General features: G+C 49.9%; 16 protein-coding genes. 13 read left to right on the top strand and 3 right to left on the bottom strand.

Features of this window, described 5'->3' with window-relative positions:
- Positions 1–127: 127 nt before the first annotated feature.
- From PGL02S_RS15065 to PGL02S_RS15030, 9 genes are all read left to right on the top strand, one after another.
- Positions 128–1,591 carry an FAD-linked oxidase C-terminal domain-containing protein gene (locus tag PGL02S_RS15065; protein ID WP_036643545.1) on the top strand — a complete coding sequence of 488 codons (1,464 nt, stop codon included), beginning with the start codon at positions 128–130 and terminating at the stop codon, positions 1,589–1,591.
- Between the two features lie 15 nt (positions 1,592–1,606).
- Complete coding sequence (locus PGL02S_RS15060) at positions 1,607–3,010, top strand: (Fe-S)-binding protein (protein ID WP_036643544.1); 1,404 nt, start codon at positions 1,607–1,609, stop codon at positions 3,008–3,010.
- Between the two features lie 214 nt (positions 3,011–3,224).
- Positions 3,225–3,800 (top strand): class I SAM-dependent methyltransferase, encoded by a 576-nt coding sequence (locus PGL02S_RS15055; RefSeq protein WP_036643543.1) that lies wholly within the window; start codon positions 3,225–3,227, stop codon positions 3,798–3,800.
- A 98-nt stretch (positions 3,801–3,898) separates the two neighbouring features.
- Positions 3,899–4,522, top strand: coding sequence for a hypothetical protein (locus tag PGL02S_RS15050; protein WP_036643542.1), 624 nt, complete (start codon positions 3,899–3,901; stop codon positions 4,520–4,522).
- 310 nt (positions 4,523–4,832) lie between these two features.
- Positions 4,833–5,618: a TerC family protein gene (locus PGL02S_RS15045; RefSeq protein WP_006212784.1), complete on the top strand. Its 786-nt coding sequence runs from the start codon at positions 4,833–4,835 to the stop codon at positions 5,616–5,618.
- Between the two features lie 179 nt (positions 5,619–5,797).
- On the top strand, positions 5,798–5,923 hold the full coding sequence (locus PGL02S_RS28810; protein ID WP_255308637.1) for a hypothetical protein: 126 nt from the start codon (positions 5,798–5,800) through the stop codon (positions 5,921–5,923).
- A 236-nt stretch (positions 5,924–6,159) separates the two neighbouring features.
- Positions 6,160–6,906, top strand: a complete 747-nt coding sequence (gene map, locus PGL02S_RS15040) for a type I methionyl aminopeptidase (protein ID WP_006212783.1) — start codon at positions 6,160–6,162, stop codon at positions 6,904–6,906.
- A gap of 324 nt (positions 6,907–7,230) precedes the next feature.
- Positions 7,231–8,043, top strand: a complete 813-nt coding sequence (pdxK, locus tag PGL02S_RS15035; RefSeq protein WP_036643640.1) for a pyridoxine/pyridoxal/pyridoxamine kinase — start codon at positions 7,231–7,233, stop codon at positions 8,041–8,043.
- 259 nt (positions 8,044–8,302) lie between these two features.
- Positions 8,303–8,959, top strand: coding sequence for a YqaA family protein (locus PGL02S_RS15030; protein WP_036643541.1), 657 nt, complete (start codon positions 8,303–8,305; stop codon positions 8,957–8,959).
- 125 nt (positions 8,960–9,084) lie between these two features.
- On the opposite strand, the gene PGL02S_RS15025 is transcribed toward PGL02S_RS15030, so the two are convergent.
- On the bottom strand, positions 9,085–9,705 hold the full coding sequence (locus PGL02S_RS15025; RefSeq protein ID WP_006212779.1) for a hypothetical protein: 621 nt from the start codon (positions 9,703–9,705) through the stop codon (positions 9,085–9,087).
- A 310-nt stretch (positions 9,706–10,015) separates the two neighbouring features.
- Between PGL02S_RS15025 and PGL02S_RS15020 the strand changes: the two genes are divergently transcribed.
- Together PGL02S_RS15020 and PGL02S_RS15015 are read left to right on the top strand one after the other, a co-directional pair.
- Entirely contained in the window at positions 10,016–11,083 is a 1,068-nt protein-coding gene (locus PGL02S_RS15020) for an ATP-binding protein (protein ID WP_036643540.1), read from the top strand.
- Between the two features lie 66 nt (positions 11,084–11,149).
- Positions 11,150–12,373, top strand: a complete 1,224-nt coding sequence (locus PGL02S_RS15015) for an MFS transporter (RefSeq protein ID WP_036643539.1) — start codon at positions 11,150–11,152, stop codon at positions 12,371–12,373.
- A 149-nt stretch (positions 12,374–12,522) separates the two neighbouring features.
- Here PGL02S_RS15015 and rnjA read toward each other — a convergent pair whose 3' ends face one another.
- Complete coding sequence (rnjA, locus tag PGL02S_RS15010; protein ID WP_006212775.1) at positions 12,523–14,241, bottom strand: ribonuclease J1; 1,719 nt, start codon at positions 14,239–14,241, stop codon at positions 12,523–12,525.
- Positions 14,242–14,426: 185 nt separating this feature from the next.
- Between rnjA and PGL02S_RS15005 the strand changes: the two genes are divergently transcribed.
- Complete coding sequence (locus tag PGL02S_RS15005; protein ID WP_036643538.1) at positions 14,427–15,179, top strand: YqcI/YcgG family protein; 753 nt, start codon at positions 14,427–14,429, stop codon at positions 15,177–15,179.
- Positions 15,180–15,486: 307 nt separating this feature from the next.
- Positions 15,487–16,905, top strand: a complete 1,419-nt coding sequence (locus PGL02S_RS15000) for a glycosyl hydrolase family 18 protein (protein WP_255308635.1) — start codon at positions 15,487–15,489, stop codon at positions 16,903–16,905.
- Here PGL02S_RS15000 and PGL02S_RS14995 read toward each other — a convergent pair.
- Complete coding sequence (locus PGL02S_RS14995; RefSeq protein WP_036643537.1) at positions 16,900–17,778, bottom strand: helix-turn-helix transcriptional regulator; 879 nt, start codon at positions 17,776–17,778, stop codon at positions 16,900–16,902. The two genes, PGL02S_RS15000 and PGL02S_RS14995, sit on opposite strands and share 6 nt — an antisense overlap.
- Positions 17,779–17,873: the final 95 nt, after the last annotated feature.

Here is a 17,873-nt window from a genome sequence, read left to right as displayed (position 1 = left end):
GGGACGATGGGCTCGATGCCGTTCCTATAATTGATATTCAAGCATCAGGACGGAAAGCGTATTTAACTTCGTGAGAAGCAAGGGGAATTTATCGTAGTAAAGCCCGTAATGGGAGGGGGAATGAAATGTGCTGGAATCGGTTATTCGCGAGTTGTTGATCAAAGTGGTTGGCGGGGAGTGGTTCAAGGACGATCCGGAAAGCCTGGTTTCTTACAGTTATGATGCTACCCCGCTATATCAAGCGATGCCGGACGGGGTGATTTTTCCCGAAAGCACGCAGCAGGTATCCGACATCGTCAAAATTTGTTCAAAGCATCGGATACCCGTCATTACACGAGGTGCAGGCAGCAATCTGTGCGGCGGCACCATTCCGCTTCAGGGCGGGCTGGTGGTGGTCATGACTCGAATGAACAAGCTGCTGGAGATCGATTCGGATAATCTGACCGCGACCTTCCAGACCGGTCTGAATACAAAGCAGTTTCATCTGGCGGTTGAACGGACCGGGTTGTTCTACCCGCCGGATCCAAGCAGTATGATCATCTGTACGATGGGCGGCAATATTGCCCTGGGGGCTGGCGGACTGCGCGGTTTGAAGTACGGCACAACCAAGGATTATGTCCTGGGGTTGGAGGCTGTATTGCCGGATGGCAGCATCCTGCGTACAGGCGGCAAGCTGGTGAAGGATGCGGCAGGGTATGATCTGACCCGACTATTGGTAGGATCGGGCGGAACGTTAGCCATACTCACAGAAGCAACGGTTAAATTAATTCCGAAGCCTTCTTACAGGAAAGCGATGGTCGCCGTTTATGATGACCTCCATGCGGCTGCCCGAACGGTTTCGAACATTATAGCCCATCATATTTTTCCGTGTACGCTGGAATTTATGGATCAGCCCACACTTCAGGTGGTCGAGGATTTTGCCAAAATCGGACTGCCGGTTCACGCTAAAGCGATGCTGGCTATAGAACAGGATGGCAACGCCGATGATGTGGAGCGGGATTTGAAGCAGCTGGAGGAAATATGTCTTGCATCGGGTGCGGTGCAGCTGAATATCGCCAAGACTCCGGAGGAAGGGGCGAAGGTGATGGAAGCCAGACGGAGTGCGCTCGCAGCGCTATCCCGTCTGCGGCCCACAACGATATTGGAGGATGCTACGGTTCCCCGTTCGAAGATTGCGGATATGGTGCTTGAGGTTCAGCGAATCGCTCAGAAATATGATGTGCAGATCTGCACATTCGGTCATGCCGGGGATGGCAATCTGCATCCGACCGCGATGACGGATGCACGGGATCCGGAAGAGATTCACCGCGTGGAACAGGCCTTCGCCGAAATCTTTGAAGTGGCCATTGCGATGGGTGGCACGATTACCGGGGAGCATGGCGTTGGGATCGTGAAGGCACCTTACTTGGAATGGAAGGTGGGCGAAGCCGGCATCAAGATGATGAAATCCATCAAGGATGCGATCGACCCGCATCAGATCATGAACCCGGGCAAGCTGTTCGCGGAAACGAGAAAGCGGATCATTTATCAGGATCGAACGGAAGCTGTAGGACGGACGACAACGCAGGATGAGGAGATTCAAACACCGTGAGGGGAGCGAGAGCGCATGAATTCAACCCATGAGAAGCTGGCCCAGTCGCTGAAGCTGACGCTGGATGAGGATCAGCTGACAAACTGTATGCGCTGCGGATTTTGCCAGACCGCTTGCCCAACATTCATCGAGACGGGACTTGAGGCGGCCTCCCCCCGTGGGCGGATTGCACTTATGAAAGCCGTTGTTGATGGCTTGATGGAGCCGGATGAAAGCTTCCGTAGCCAGATGGATCTGTGTCTGGGCTGCAGAGCCTGTGAGCCAGCTTGTCCTTCGGACGTGAAGTACGGCCAATTGATCGAGCAGACCCGCGCTGCCATTGCTGCGGAGAAACCGTATTCGATGCCTGTGCGAATCGTCCGCAAGACCTTCCTGCAAGGGGTGTTCCCGCATCGCAGAAGGCTGAAGCTGATTGGCAAGACGCTTTCCTTCTATCAGAAATCAGGGCTGCAGAAGTTTGCCCGAAACTCAGGGGCCATGAAGCTGTTTCCCGACCATCTTCAGCAGCTTGAGCAGGCACTGCCTGATGTATCGGGCGATGGCCTGGAAGAGCTGTGGAGCAAGGCGGGTTTTCCTTACCGGCGTGAAACGACTGACAGCGGTTCAGGGCTCATGGTTATTCCAGCGGCAGGAGATACGGTTGGCCGGGTGGGCATGTTCCGGGGCTGCATTATGGATGTTATGTTTGCACCTACGAACGTAAATACCGTGCGACTGCTCCGTCAGGCCGGGTTCGAAATCGTCATACCGGAGGAGCAGGTATGCTGCGGAGCACTGCATGCCCATGCGGGTGAGATGGGTGATGCCAAGCAGCTGGCCGGTCGAAATATTTGGGCTTTCGGGGAAGCGAACGTTGATTATATCGCAAGCAATGCGGGGGGATGCGGTGCCTTGCTGAAGGAATACGATCATCTGATGCATGCGGAACCGGATGAGCGTCTTTCGCAAGCGGCGGTCCGTTTTGCAGATCAGGTGAAGGATATCTCCGAGCTGCTGCACAACCTGGGCAGGCCGCTTGAGCCGATCCATGCGGAAGCCGGAAAGGACGATGCGGCGGTTGCCGTCACCTATCAGGATTCCTGTCACCTGCGCAACGTGATGAGGGTGCAGGGAGAGCCGCGCCAGCTGATGTCGCAGCTTCCGGGCGTGCAATTGTGCGAGCTTCAGGGGGCAGAGGTATGCTGCGGTTCCGCTGGCATATATAACCTGACCCAGACGGAAATGTCGACAACGCTGCTGGACCATAAGATGGAGCATGTGGAAGCTACCGGGGCCAAGGTCATTGTGACTTCTAATCCGGGCTGCCTGCTGCAAATGAAGTGGGGTATCGAGCGTGCCGGTTTGCAAAATGGCGTAGAGGCCGTTCATCTCGCAGATTTCCTGGCAAAGCAGGTACGAATTGAGGATCAACTCGATTAATTGCACGAATGGGTGTCCCCGTGATCAATGATGATCATGGGGATGCCCTTTTCGTTTTGGGCATAACCGGTTTACATCATCAACGAACAACGGTATGGTAACCTGAGGAAGACGATATGGTAGCCACAGGAAGGGTGGACTCTATGTCCCCTACAGAATTTGTATTTATGTGCTTACATATGAAATGCAATGATACAAGGAGGGAAACAACAAGATGAAGGAAAGCTTTGATAAGACACTCATAGACCGTTTGGAAAGTCCGGAAAGAAAGAGGGAGCTGCCCGCAGCTTCGCTGCTTGAGAGGCTGCAGGTGAGTGGAGAGGTGGATGTGCTGGATATTGGAGCAGGCACCGGATATTTTTCCATACCGGCCGCTGCGCTAACGACAGGCACCGTATATGCTCTGGATACCGAGCCAACCATGCTGCAAATGATGCGGGATCGTGTACGGGAGCAGGGGTTAACGAATGTCAACGTCATGGAAGGGATCGTGGAAAAGCTACCGTTCCAAGAGGGAACGATGGATCGTGTCATCGCTTCCCTCATTCTTCACATCACGGATGAACTGGAGGAGTCCATTCAACAGATTGCACGAGTCTTGCGCCCGGGCGGACGCTGCTTATGCCTGGAATGGCAGGAGGATCCATCGGAGCAGCGGGTTCCTCGTCCGAACCGAATCGACCCGTATGTCATGAAGGACTTGTTGGAGCAAGCGGGGCTGAAGGTGGAGAACATCGAGTACCCAACAGAACGACACTATTTGATGGTAGCCAGTAAACAGCCTGTATGATGCGACCTATAAATCTCTTGCCGGATCGTCCTTCCTTTTATAGACCCAACGGGAACATTTTAGAGGAGAGAGACGTCTAGGGATTGAGGTGATCCTTTATGAGAAATTTCACGGTCATGATCCTGCTTAGCTGTTTGCTGCTGCTTGTGAGTGTATATGCTGTAAAACCAACGGATGTATTCGCCTGTTCTTGCGCTGGACCGCCTACGGTTCCGGAAGGCTTGGAACGGAGCGCTGCTGTATTTGCTGGCAAAGTGACAAAGATGGTTGGCCCGAAGCCAAAGCTGGTGATGTCCTCTACAGATCCGGTCGTTGTGACGTTTGAGGTAACTGAGGTATGGAAAGGGGAGTTGCCACTTAAGACGGAGCTTACAACGGCGATGTCTTCAGCCAGCTGTGGTTATGATCAGTTTGCGGTGGGAAGTGAATTTTTGGTGTTCGGTTATGCACGCTCCGGTCAGCTGCAAACAGGGCTGTGCGACGGAACGAAGCTCCTCTCTGCGGCAGGTAAGGAACTAACCGAGCTTGGCAAGGGGTATTCTCCACAAGAAATACCTAAATCAGGGGATACAGGGGAGAACGCCCTTCCCGAGGAAGTCCCTGCAAGCGAAGGTCAGGGGGCAGGTCAGTCGCCGTTACTGCAGCCTTTTTTGTGGGGAGCTGCAGTCGTTCTCGCAGTTGTACTGTTGGTCTATGCCTGGAGGAAGAAAAGAGAAGTGTAAACGGAATGTAAAATTTTCGGAAATCTATTGGCGCCATTATACAGCCATGCTATAATCCATTTATTCAAGTAAAGGGGAGTAGCAGCCTCAGCAAAGTCGTCAATTCGTGACACGTAACGTGTCTCCGGCTTTGTTGGCAACGAAAGTTGTTTGCGAGACCTTTGCCGATTCGGTAAAGGTTGTTATTCCTGTGAGCTATTTCTGGGTATGATACCTTTATCGCCGATTTTCGGGATAAAGGTTTTTTTGTTTCCTTCAACCTTTTTAAAACGGAATCGGAACATTTCATAACAAGAAGGAGAGATTGCGTTTGGAAATGGGATTGTTGCTTGAATATGGATGGGTACTGATTGTGCTGATTGGACTCGAGGGTATCCTCGCAGCCGATAATGCACTTGTCATGTCCATCATGGTCAAACATTTGCCGGAGGATAAGCGGAAGAAGGCGTTGTTTTACGGATTGGCAGGAGCTTTTGTATTCCGTTTTGCCTCGCTATTCATTATTTCGTTCCTGGCAGATGTCTGGTACGTACAGGCTATCGGAGCCTTCTACCTGTTGTATATCAGTATCAATCATATCGTTAAACAGTTCTTTGTGAAGAAGAAGAAACATCTGAAGGAAGCTGAGACGAAGACCGAAAAATTCTGGGTTACCGTATTGAAGGTAGAGCTTGCGGATATTGCCTTTGCAGTCGATGCGATTTTGGCAGCCGTTGCGCTTGCCTTGACGCTTCCAGAGACCAACCTGCCGAATATCGGGGGGATGGACGGCGGACAATTCCTGGTTATTCTCACAGGCGGAATCATCGGCCTCATCATCATGCGATTTGCGGCGTCGTATTTCGGAAGGCTGCTGGTCAGAAGACCCGGCTTGGAAACGGCAGCTTTCCTGATCGTGGGATGGGTAGGGATTAAGCTGGCCGTATATACGCTCGCGCATCCTGATATCGCTGTACTGGAGAAGACATTTCCGAAGAGCACGGGCTGGAAGCTTGTATTCTGGGGAGTGCTGATCCTGATTGCGGTTCTCGGCTGGTTCCTGTCCAAGGAGAAGAGCGATATGACCGATGAGGAACGGAAACAAGTGGAAAGCTAAGTACTTGGATCCATTTGATATAATAAAGCATAGGAAAAAAGAAAGGATTTGTGATCTCGCGTGTAAAATTATCGTTTCTGCGCATCCTTAATGTATATTTTATTTTATGAGGAGAAACGATTGTCTTGGTTAAATGAAGTTTTAAATGGGGAAAATGGATGCCTGCTTTTATTCTGCTCATGGCTATAGAGAGTCATATGACCTCCTGGATTACGGCAGAGTTGAAGCTGCCCCCGAGAATACAAAATGTATACGCAGCGGCTCTTGTACCTGTTACGTTTAAATCGGAGGGCAGATATTCATAACGGAAATGTTTGAGGTTACCTTAGCTTAAGAGTAGAATAAGATGATGTAGGGCGCTTCAGCTTTTCTTTTTGGAATATACGACTTAAGAAGAAAGCAGATACATCTTGTGCTTGTGAATCAGCCTTATTGGCAGGGGAGTATGGAGGGCAGGTGCCTGTCCTTGGCTCTCCAGCCAGCTAAGGCTTTTTGATTTGGATAGGAGATAACAGCATTTGAAAAAAAGGAGTGAGCAGGATTGATAATCCTCAAAACACAAGAACAAATCGCCAAGATGAATAAGGCTGGAGACATTCTTGCCGAATGTCATCGGCAGATTGCGCAGATGATTAAGCCGGGCGTGACAACACTGGAGATTGACCAGTTCGTGGAGCGTTTCCTGGCAGAGCGTGGTGCGACCCCGGAGCAGAAGGGATATCACGGATATCCCTTTGCCACCTGCGCGTCGGTCAACGATGTGATTTGCCATGGCTTCCCGAGCCATGAACCGTTAAAGGACGGAGATATCGTTACCATTGACATGGTAGTGAAGTATGATGGCTGGCTTGCGGATTCCGCTTGGTCTTACCCGGTAGGCAGCGTATCTGAGGAAGCACAGCACCTGCTCGATGTGACCAAGAAATCCTTGTATCTCGGGATTGAGCAGGCGGTGGTCGGCAATCGGATCGGTGATATCTCTCACGCCATTCAGTCCTATGCAGAGTCGCAAAATTTATCTGTGGTTCGCCACTTCGTAGGGCACGCAATCGGCGAGAACATGCACGAGGAGCCGCAGGTTCCGCATTACGGCCCACCCAATCGGGGGACACGGCTTAAAGAGGGCATGGTCATTACCATCGAGCCGATGCTTAATCTGGGAACGTACCAATGCAAAATTGACTCAGACGGATGGACGGCAAGAACGGTGGACGGCAAATGGTCTGCTCAATATGAGCATACTCTAGCCATCACGAAGGATGGCCCGGTGATTCTGACGGAACAATAAGTTTCTACTCCACTCCATAGGGCCAATGCCTAGCGGGAGTGGGGGAGATATACAAGCTGCAAGAACTCTCACGATGCTCCAACGGAGCAGGCGGGATTGTTCTGGAGAAGCGAAGCTTCGCCTGAAAGCTTTCCAGAGGAAAGCTGGCATCGGAAGCATAGACTTCCCCGGATTCCAACGATATATATTCGTGATTCAGAAGGAAATCTGGGGGCAACAGCGATCGGAAGAACAATCCGCATGCGGAGTGCCCTGCGAATAGACGCCAATAAGATCTTTTCATATAATAGAATAATCATTTTACAAGCGAAGGGAACATGGAACATGACGATACGTAAAGCACTAACAGTAGCGGGCTCGGATACGAGCGGCGGTGCTGGCATCCAGGCCGATCTGAAGACGTTTCAGGAATTTGACGTATACGGTATGACCGCTCTCACCACCATTGTCTGCATGGAACCGAAAACATGGGATCATCAGGTTTTCCCGGTGGCGCTCGATATCGTGGAAACACAGCTGAAAACAGTGCTTGAAGGCATCGGCATTGATGCAATGAAGACCGGAATGCTCGGCTCTGTTGAGATTATTGAACTTGTCTCCCAATATATCGATCGCTATGACTTGAAACGGATTGTCATCGATCCGGTCATGGTATGCAAGGGAACAGATGAGGTGCTGCAGCCGGAAAATACGGAAGCGATGCTGGAATTCCTTCTTCCGCGTGCCGATCTGGTAACGCCAAATCTGTTCGAAGCGTCCCAATTGGCGAAATCCGGTCCGATCACGTCCCTGGATCAGATGCAGGAAGCTGCCGCCATCATTCACGAGCGCGGCGCGAAGAATGTGCTGATTAAGGATAGAGGCAAAATTCGCGAAGGAAAAGCGATGGACCTGCTCTATGATGGAAAGAACTTTGAATGGTTTGAGGCCGATACCATCGTGACAAAGTATACTCACGGTGCAGGCTGTACGTCATCGGCATCCATTACAGCGAATCTTGCCAAGGGATTGACCGTGCGCGAGTCGGTACAGCAAGCGAAGGCCTTCATCACGCAGGCGATTTCAAACGGCTTCCCGCTGAATGATTTTGTGGGTCCGACAAGACATTCGGCACATCGCAGTATATCTGCAAATTAAACAAAATACATTTTTTTGCAAGCTTATTCATTTTTGATTCCGGCTTGCACAATGTGACGAGAAACCTTTCTTTCTGCAAGAAAGGTTTTTTTGTTGTTAGTTGAATTCGATGCATATACTATATAGGAGCAAAGGCATGCTTCTTTATTCACGTATTTCCGCAGGGCTGGAGTGGCTTAGGTCCTTTCCAGTATAATTATGTGCTATAATTTATAAAGGGTCTGATAGAAACAGGAAGAAAATATTTAGGGGTTGAGACATGTTTCAGGTCATTTTGGATTTTTTGAAGAGTTTTGGTCCATGGGGATTGTTTATTCATTCATTTGCTGATGCTGTAATTTTTCCGATACCCGCCTTTTTTCTGCAAGTTTCGCTAAGTATTGTTCATCCGCAGGATGCACTTTGGCTTGCAACTTATGGTTTTATCGGGTGTTTGCTGGGAACGCCATTTGGTTATTTAATCGGAAAGCTGCTTGGGAAGTCGGTATTATACAAGATTTTGAAAAAAGAGTGGATTGACGCTGCAACGAACATGTTTCAGAAAAACGGCGAGGCGGCCATATTGATTGGTTCCTTTACGCCGGTTCCCTTTAAGGTGTTCACCATCCTTTCAGGTTGTTTGAACTTCCCGTTATGGAGGCTCCTGGCGTATGCTGCGATTGGCAGAGCCACCAAGTTTTATGTGGTAGGTACTTTGTTTTACCTGTATGGCAACGCGGCCGAAGGTATGGTTAAGGACGTATCCTTGTATATCGCGCTTATTGCCGTTCCGCTTCTGTTAGTCGGCGTGTATTTCAACCGTAAACGCAAGCGCAAGAAAATGGAGCAGCAGAAGCGGGCTGAAGCGAATTTAACTGTCGTGGAGAAGACACCAGTTGTTCTGGATCAAACCTCGGATCAGACTCCATCAGCCTAAACCTGAGCACGACGTCGGGGAAATCCCGTGAAGAACATATAAAGAAGCAGCCGGGCGATCGCCCGGCTGCTTTTTTTCCAAGATGTTATAGGTTCCTATTTATATCATAGCTAAACATTTCGGTATTAACCCGTTTTCCCGATTCGGAAGAACTTGCCTCTGCCTTTGGTTGTTGCAGGAGCAAAGGTCGGCGTCGGGGACAGCGGGGAGGTCATTTCCTGAGCAAGATAACCATGAAGAGGACCGTGGTAGATTTCATTCAACTGCGGTGAATGGGCGAAATCTTCTGGCGTTACCAAGTGACAAGGTTTGTTCACAGGCCGCAGGCCTGCTTGCTCGAGAACGGTAGCGACAAAGTGAGAGCAGAAGAAAGCATCATCACGATCAATATGAATCCGAAACAATATACCCAGCAGCCCTAGCAGATTATATTTGTAGCGGTTCTGATCACGCATCATCTCTTTGACAAGATTGTGCATGCGTTGATAGTCCTCATTACTGACGCGGCAGCGGTAAACGGCGCATTCCGAGGTGTAGAAGAATGGAGCGCGCAAATTCTCGCGAACCAAACCGCCATCAAACGGATTGTTTGCCTTCTTTCGGCCAAAGCTGTACACTTCGCGTAATTCGGAATCAAACGCAATGGATGCATGGTTTAGTGGGGCCTTCGTGAAATATTGGATCATTCTGCTGAACCAGGTGCCCGTGCCTGTAAGCACAATCCAAATATCTTGTTCCGTGTACATACTCGCAAACTCCTTTGTTAACGGTCCTAACGACTAGCAATTGTAAATGACTTGCTTTCTTTCACAATAAACGAAAAAGCGATGGTGTTCAAGTCAAAAAATACCATTTTCTCTCAGTTTCACTAGAATAGCTCTGGTATTGACACCATATATTAGAAACTCCATAACAATATATTCGCCTTATGTCCAAATTATCCTTTGGTTTGCTTTATTTATATTTTCTAATATAGAGAAGAGGAGAGGAGAAGCAAACCTATATCTCGAAATATGTAAAACGATTTGAACAACGAAGGACAGGAGGATCTCCACGATGATGAATAGTGAATGTCTCAACTATGATTTTATGGTTCAGGCGGTTGAAGTTGCGCCGATCGGAACGGTATTCATCGATTCTGAGGGGAGCATTATCAAGATCAATCCCGCTGCTTGTGTCATACTAGGGTATGAGGCAGAGGAATGTCTGTACCATCCGTACTATCATTGGATTTATCCGGAAGACGTGAATAAGGACAGGGAACGACTGGAGAAATTAATGTCGGGTAAGGCCCTTTCCCTGCAAATGGAGAAGAGGTTGTTACATAAACAAGGCGATATCAAGTGGGTATCCTGCAGGTTAAGCATGGCCCATAGCAGAGATGGAAGAACGCTCGGCTACATAGCTCACTTTACGGATATCACCGATTTAAAGCGAGCCGCCCATCAGGAAGAGGAGAGGCTGATTCAGTCCGATAAGTTGTCGATGGCCGGGCAGCTTGCGGCAGGTATCGCCCACGAAATCCGAAATCCGATGACCTCCATCAAAGGATTTGTCCAATTAATTCGATCCGGTGCAGGTCGGAAGGATCAATATTTCGATATTATCTCTTCAGAGATCGAACGGATTGAGCTGATTGTCAGCGAGCTTCTGTTCCTGGCAAAGCCGCAGAGTGTGAAATTCGAACGTACGGATATCCGGCAGCTCCTGGAGCAGGTGATAACACTCTTGAATACACAGGCTATTATACATAACGTTGAGATCATCACGGATTTCGGAGCGCACGAGGCCAGCGTGGATTGCGATGTGAACCATCTGAAGCAGGTGTTTATTAATTTTATCAAAAATGCGGTGGAGTCCATGCCAGATGGCGGGGAGCTGACCATTCGGCTGGGAAGAGGCGAAGGCCATACCATCGCCATCCATTTCATTGACAATGGCTGCGGGATTCCCGAGTCTATTCTCTCCCGTCTGGGTGAGCCCTTTTTTACGACCAAGGAGAAAGGGAACGGCTTGGGATTCATGATCAGCAAAAAAATGATTGAGGATCACAAGGGGGAGGTTCATGTTTCCAGCAAGCTTCAGGTAGGTACAACCATCACTGTGATCTTGCCGATGGCATAATCCAGCTTGACCAGACGTATTGTTCGCTCTACATTATAGAAAGATATAGGAGAGGGGGCGGTCAATATGGGCAACATGCAATTATTAAAAGAGCCGAAGCGGCGCAAGCTACTGTTCAGCGCGGGACTCAGCTGGATGTTTGATGCGATGGATGTCGGAATGATTTCGTTTGTTGTCGCAGCGCTGGCAACCGAATGGTCGCTAAGCTCGCAGCAGGTTGGAATCCTGACGAGTACAACGTCGATCGGAATGGTATTTGGCGCGGCGATGGCTGGGTTTTTGGCGGACAAATACGGACGGAAGAACATTCTGCTCTGGACGCTGCTCATATTCTCGATAGCGAGCGGCCTTTCCGCGCTGGCTACCGGTTTTATTATGTTATGTTTTATGCGCTTTATCGCCGGCTTTGGACTTGGCGGAGAGCTTCCGGTTGCATCTACCCTGGTGTCGGAAAGTATGCCGGCAAATGAACGGGGAAGAGCGGTTGTACAGCTGGAGAGCTTCTGGGCAGCGGGCTGGATTTTATCCGCACTTATCGCCTATTTTGTCATACCGGATTACGGCTGGCGGGCAGCCTTTGTGATTGGAGCTCTGCCTGCTTTCTATGCACTCTATCTGCGGCGTGCGATTGAGGATTCGCCAAGGTATATACAGCAGAAGGCAAAGATGGCCACGAAGGTGACCTTAAGACAGCGGGTAGCCTCGGTCTGGTCGGTCGAACATCGGCGTACAAGCATTATGCTGTGGGTGCTGTGGTTTACAGTCGTATTTTCCTATTACGGTATGTTTCTGTGGCTTCCGACGGTTATGGTGGACAAAGGCTTCAGTCTGGTCAGGAGCTTTCAGTACGTGCTGATCATGACACTTGCCCAATTGCCAGGATATTTTACAGCCGCCTACTTTATTGAGAAGTTTGGACGGAAGTTTGTTCTGGTTACATACTTGGTGCTTACGGCTCTAAGTGCAATCTGGTTTGGCTATGCCAATACGGAAGCATCACTTCTTGCTGCGGGGATTTCCCTGTCATTCTTCAATCTGGGGGCATGGGGCGGACTCTATGCCTACAGTCCGGAGCTCTACCCGACGAAAGTACGTTCAACAGGGGTTGGGCTGGCGACGTCCTTCGGACGGATTGGCGGCGTGATTGCGCCGCTTCTCGTCGGTGTGCTGAAGCAGAACGGGACCAGCATTGAGTTCATCTTCGTGATGTTCTTTGTGACCATTCTAATCGGGGCTGCGGGGGTATTGATTCTTGGAAAAGAAACAAAAGGGCTGGAGCTTGCGGATTAAGTAATCAGCATCGCAAGCAGCGATAGCTGTTCTGTTATTCACAGCAAGGAACTGAATGTAAGAAAAGGGTGGACCCACAAAGGTATGAAATACCTTGGGTCCACCCTTTTTGTATGGTGATTCTGTTCATGCGGCAGGGCGTGAAGCGTTTATATTTCCATAATGGAAGGCATAATGTACGGGCTTCGGCCGAGCTCCCGCTTGAAGTAACGGTTAAGCGTGTTGTTGGTCATCTGCTCCCAAGCCGCGCGGTTGTATTCACGCTGCTCTCCGGCCTTGTTCAGCTGTTTGCGCAGCATGGCTTCTGCGCGGCGGAGAAGAGGTTTGGAATCCTGCATATAGACAAAACCGCGGGTGATCAGCTCCGGCCCGGACATCAGCTTGCGCGTTTCGCGATTGATGGTAATGGCAACGATGACAACACCATCGTGAGCGAGCTGTACCCGCTCTTCAAGCAATTCCTTTTCATGAGTGCGAAGCTCACCGTTATTAATGTAGACGTCTCCGGAAGGGATGTTCCGGCCTTTCCGCGCGTAGTTGCGGAACAGGGACAGCGTATTTCCGATGTTCATCAAGTAAACGTTGCTGTCAGGAACACCAACCTGCACGGCCAGATGACGGTGATTGAGCATCATCCGGTACTCCCCGTGAATCGGTACGAAATATTTAGGACGCAAACTGCTGATCATCAGCTTGAGATCTTCGCGGCAGCCGTGACCCGAGGTGTGAATATCGAGAATGGATCCGTATTTGACCTCTGCTCCGGCCCGCATCAAGAGATCGATGCTGCGGTTTACATTCTGGGTGTTTCCGGGAATCGGCGAGGAGGAGAAAATGACGGTGTCCTCCGGATGAATTTGAATGGAACGATGGGCACCTGAGGCGATACGGGTCAGTGCCGCATTGGGCTCGCCCTGACTGCCTGTACAAATAATTAGCACCTGGTCGTCCCGATAACGGTTAGCGGCTTTGGCATCGATAAACATGCCGTCAGGGACGCGAATATAACCGAGTTCTTGTCCGATGACAAATACCTTCTCCATACTACGGCCGACAATTGCGATTTTGCGTCCTGTTCGGATGGCAGCCTCAACGACCTGCTGTAACCGATGGACGTTAGAAGCAAAGGTTGCGAACAAAATCCGTCCGGGACATTCCTGGAACAGACGCAGAATGGAGTTGCCCACGGTACGCTCTGAAGGCGTAAATCCGTCGCGCTCGCTGTTGGTGCTGTCGGCCATAAGGGCGAGCACGCCGCGTTTGCCAATATGCAGGATTTTATGCAGATCAGCGGGTCTATCCTCTGGCGTAAAATCAAATTTAAAGTCCCCGGTATGTACGATCGGACCGTATGGGGTTTCTACCACGACCCCGAAGGCATCCGGAATGCTGTGGGTGGTTCTGAAGAAATGAACGGAAAGATGACGGAATGAGATGGTTTCGTCTTCATGAAACACACGCAGATCGCTTTGGTCCAGCAGACGATGCTCTTCCAGCTTCGCACGAACCAATCCGATGGTCAGCGCCCCGCCATAAATCGGCATCTGGATTTGACGAAGGACATAAGGAATAGCCCCGATATGGTCTTCATGGCCATGGGTCAGAAACAGACCCTTCACTTTGTGTTTGTTATCGATTAAATAACGGATATCCGGAATGATGTAATCGACTCCGCTCATTTCGGCATCCGGGAATTTCAGCCCGGCATCGATGAGGATAATCTCATTCTTGAATTCCACACCGTACATGTTTTTTCCGATCTCTCCAAGCCCCCCCAGCGCAAAGATGCGCACAGGCGGAGCGGATGGCCTCGGTTTTTTGGCAGGCTTGGCAGTTTGAATCTGATCTGTTAGCAGGGGTTTAGACATAATGTGAAAGAATCCTCTCTATGGTAATTAAGGCAGAAGCCTGGTCATTTTATATTTCTTCTCTACTTAAGATATCAGAAAGTTCAAGCTTCGTGAAACGCTTTTCGAAATTCATTTGGATTTCGGCCGGGACAGTCACCCATTTTTATCCACTCTTATATGCTGTAGAAAGAGGAGGACTGGTGATGAGCGGTTTAATGAGGTTGGAAGATATGGATGCTATTCATGGATTACCGGAGGACTGGCAGCGTGAAGCGATAATAAAGCTAACCGAGAAAATGACGGACCGTTCCGCCAAATTCCCCTGTATTCCGGCAGTGCAGGGACATGTGCTGAAGCATTTTAGATATGGCTTTATTAATCAGGGCGAATCGCAGGAGGCAGCGGGACAACTGGCCTCACTGCTGCATGAGTTCGGACTCGGCTCCAGAGATTTTGGGCCGTATACTTCACTTGTCGTGTTGATCAACACGGAACATAGCAGGAATGACTTGGCAGGCGTCGAGTACTATGAGCGTTTATTCTGGCAGCTGCTAAGCCGAACAACCGAATACGACGCAGAACCTTGGCCGGAGGGTCTCCCCGAGGAGCCTTCGGAACATCTGTGGGAATTTTGTTATGCAGGCGAGCCTTATTTTGTGTATTGCGGCACACCCGCGCATGAGCTTCGTCAGAGCAGATATTTCCCTTATATGATGCTTGCCTTCACGCCCCGCTGGGTTCTGCAGCAGTTCAATGCCCGGGAAGGGCAAGCAGAACGAACAAAGGCCATGATTCGCCAGCGGTTAGTTGAATATGATCCCGTACCGCCTCATCCGGATTTAAAGTTCTATGGGGCGGAGGATAATTATGAATGGAAGCAATATTTTCTGCGGGATAACACAGAATCGCTGTCAAAATGTCCGTTTGCAAGGCTCCACAAGGAGATCAACAGATAACAAGAAATAACACACTGCTATCATCATACCCTAAATTGTAGTAAGGGTTAACCAAGCTTATCCATTCAAGGCCGTTATTTTGCGAAAATTTGCAGAGTGACGGCTTTTTATTGGAATTATGGATTCATTAGGGTGTAGGATTTTGCCCCTATATAAGTAAATCTTATCCTTTTTGTACAAAGATCCACCAAGTTACACTTAAAGTGCGTTTTATAATTTCATTGGTATAGACCTGGGGAGGTGTATGGAACGAAGCTTTTGTCAGATTTGAAAACGCTTTAATAAGAATAATGGAAGGAGTTGTATGATGATGAACAGCATGTCCAGAACCATGAGAGGTTTTATTCTCGGAATCGTTGCTGTGCTGGTATTCAGTGTATTTCCAGTGTTCAAGGCCCAAGCAGCCGAGGCTTGCACAGAGCCTGCGTGGAGCAGTTCGGCTGTGTATGGTGGAGGCAACATAGTATCCCACAATGGTCATGCGTGGAAAGCGAAGTGGTGGACGCAGGGCGAGGTTCCTGGAACGACCGGACAATGGGGCGTATGGGAGGACTTGGGGGCCTGCAATCCAGGAACACCACCAGTCGATCCGCCAGTGGATCCCCCGGTCGATCCGCCAGTGGACCCACCTGTTGATCCTCCGCTGCCTGGGAGCCGGATGTATGTTGCTTACGCGAGCTCTTGGAATACAAGCATATACGACCTGACTACGGCTAATGTTCCCAATTACATTACCCATGTCAATCTGGCATTTGTAAGACCAGATACCACGTATGCCAAAGGCTCTTATGCATTTGACCAAGCCGTTGCGGGTTTGGAATTCGTGGAAGGAGCAACAACGCCAAACGGCCAGCGTAAATTTACTTCCCAGCAGTCCCTGGACCTTCGAAACAACATCGCGGCGCTGAGAGCCCGCGGAACGAAAGCGTTCCTGTCAGTAGGAGGCTGGTCGTACAGCCAAGGCTCACAGTGGTCCGGATTCAATGCCAAGAACATTGTGGATCTGGCACAGGATTTGGGTGTGGCCGGTGTCGACATCGATTGGGAGTCCAGCGGCAGCAGCTGCAACAAAGGAACAGCCGCTCAGTTCAGCTGCTCCAAGGATGGCGAGATCGCCGGCATTATTACGAGCCTCTATAACGAAATCAATGCAAGGAATGCCAATCTTCAGATCTCCATCGCAGGATGGTCTACGGGCGCTTATTATGTGAAGGGAACGCCGTTTGAGGAAGGCAAAGTTCAGTGGGGTTCCCCTTTTGGAGGCACGATGTACCGTGTCGTCAAGGATCATGGCAGCAAGATCAATTTCATTAATCTGATGTCCTACGATGGGGGCATTTACTACGATCCTCGTGAAGGATATGAATCTTATAAGGCGATATATAACGGGCCGATCAACATGGGCATGCAGATTGCACCGGAGGGCTCCGGCGGCGCTGTCCTGCAGCTAAATGCAGCACCGGGCACGGTGTATGATGCCGAGATGATGAACGGACAGAATAACATCGCAACACAGTATTATAATGTAGAAACGATGGTTAATTACATCAAGAATAAGGGAAAGGCCAATGATGGCTTCATGCTGTGGCAGCTCTGGAAACAGCGGGTGCACCAGCCTGCACCTTCGGGAGCAGCGAACGAGAACAGCGCCGGGCGGTACGTATGCCGTAATTTGCCGCTACCTGGGGATTGCAATCAGACCATACCAAGCTTACCGAAATTATAATTTCTTCCGATACTCCGATGGTGTGCAGTTCATGATCTTTCGGAATACCCGAACAAAATAACTGATGTGTCCAAATCCGACATCGAGTGCGATGTCGGATATTTTATTGTCCGGCTGCCGAAGCAGCTCTGCCGCTTGGCGAACGCGATAGGAGTTCATATAATCCACGGGGGTTTGCCCGGTCATGGATTTAAAGAACCGGCAGAATTGGCCTTCGCTCATCGGAATGAGCTCTGCCAGCTCACTCAGCCGGATGGGGCGGTGGTAATGATTCTGAATGTAGAGAATCACCTTTTTCAAGCGCTCGGTCCTCGTGATATCAGCGGTCTCGCTCCGGCTTCGGTTTGCCAGCCTTCCAGTGGATGCAGCTTCAAACAACATGAGAAACAGATGTCCCTTTATAGCGGCCTCATAACCGGCAGGCTTTTGCTCCGATAACCCAATCATTTCCTTTATATGTCCAAGCAGCCTGTCATCGGTTTCGGAGGTCATCCGTCTTGGGAAGGTTGCCCTCCGCTCCTGAAACGGGATAATCATGCCCTCCTGAACAAGATCATAGTGGGGGCTTGCAAGCATGCCGAAATCGAACACCATGGCGCAGAAGCTGCACCCTTGGTCGCCCTGGGCATGTCCGGTATGGAGGTCGCCTCCGTCGATAAATATCGCTTCACCCGTCCGAACAGGAATATATTCCGAATCAATCTGAAACAGAACCTCCCCTTCCATGACGTAAAAAATTTCCGCTTCTTTATGCCAATGGGAGTCTACCACATGGGCACCGGGGGCAAAGTGATACCAGTAGGCGCCGAACGGAAACCGTTCATTCCCGTGGATGGTGCTTTCTTTTAACGATTGACGAAAAGATTGATCCATATGGAATCCCCCTTGGAAGTGGAATGCGTGAAGTGGAATTAGAATTGAAATCGAAATTGGTAAACCGATAGTTTTCGTCAATATTGTGCTATATA

Origin of the sequence: Paenibacillus glucanolyticus NBRC 15330, from assembly GCF_004000885.1 — a bacterium.
In the GTDB taxonomy this organism is placed as follows: domain Bacteria; phylum Bacillota; class Bacilli; order Paenibacillales; family Paenibacillaceae; genus Paenibacillus_AQ; species Paenibacillus_AQ glucanolyticus.
Note: the sequence above shows the minus strand (reverse complement) of the source record. Positions and strands in the feature narration are given on the sequence as shown.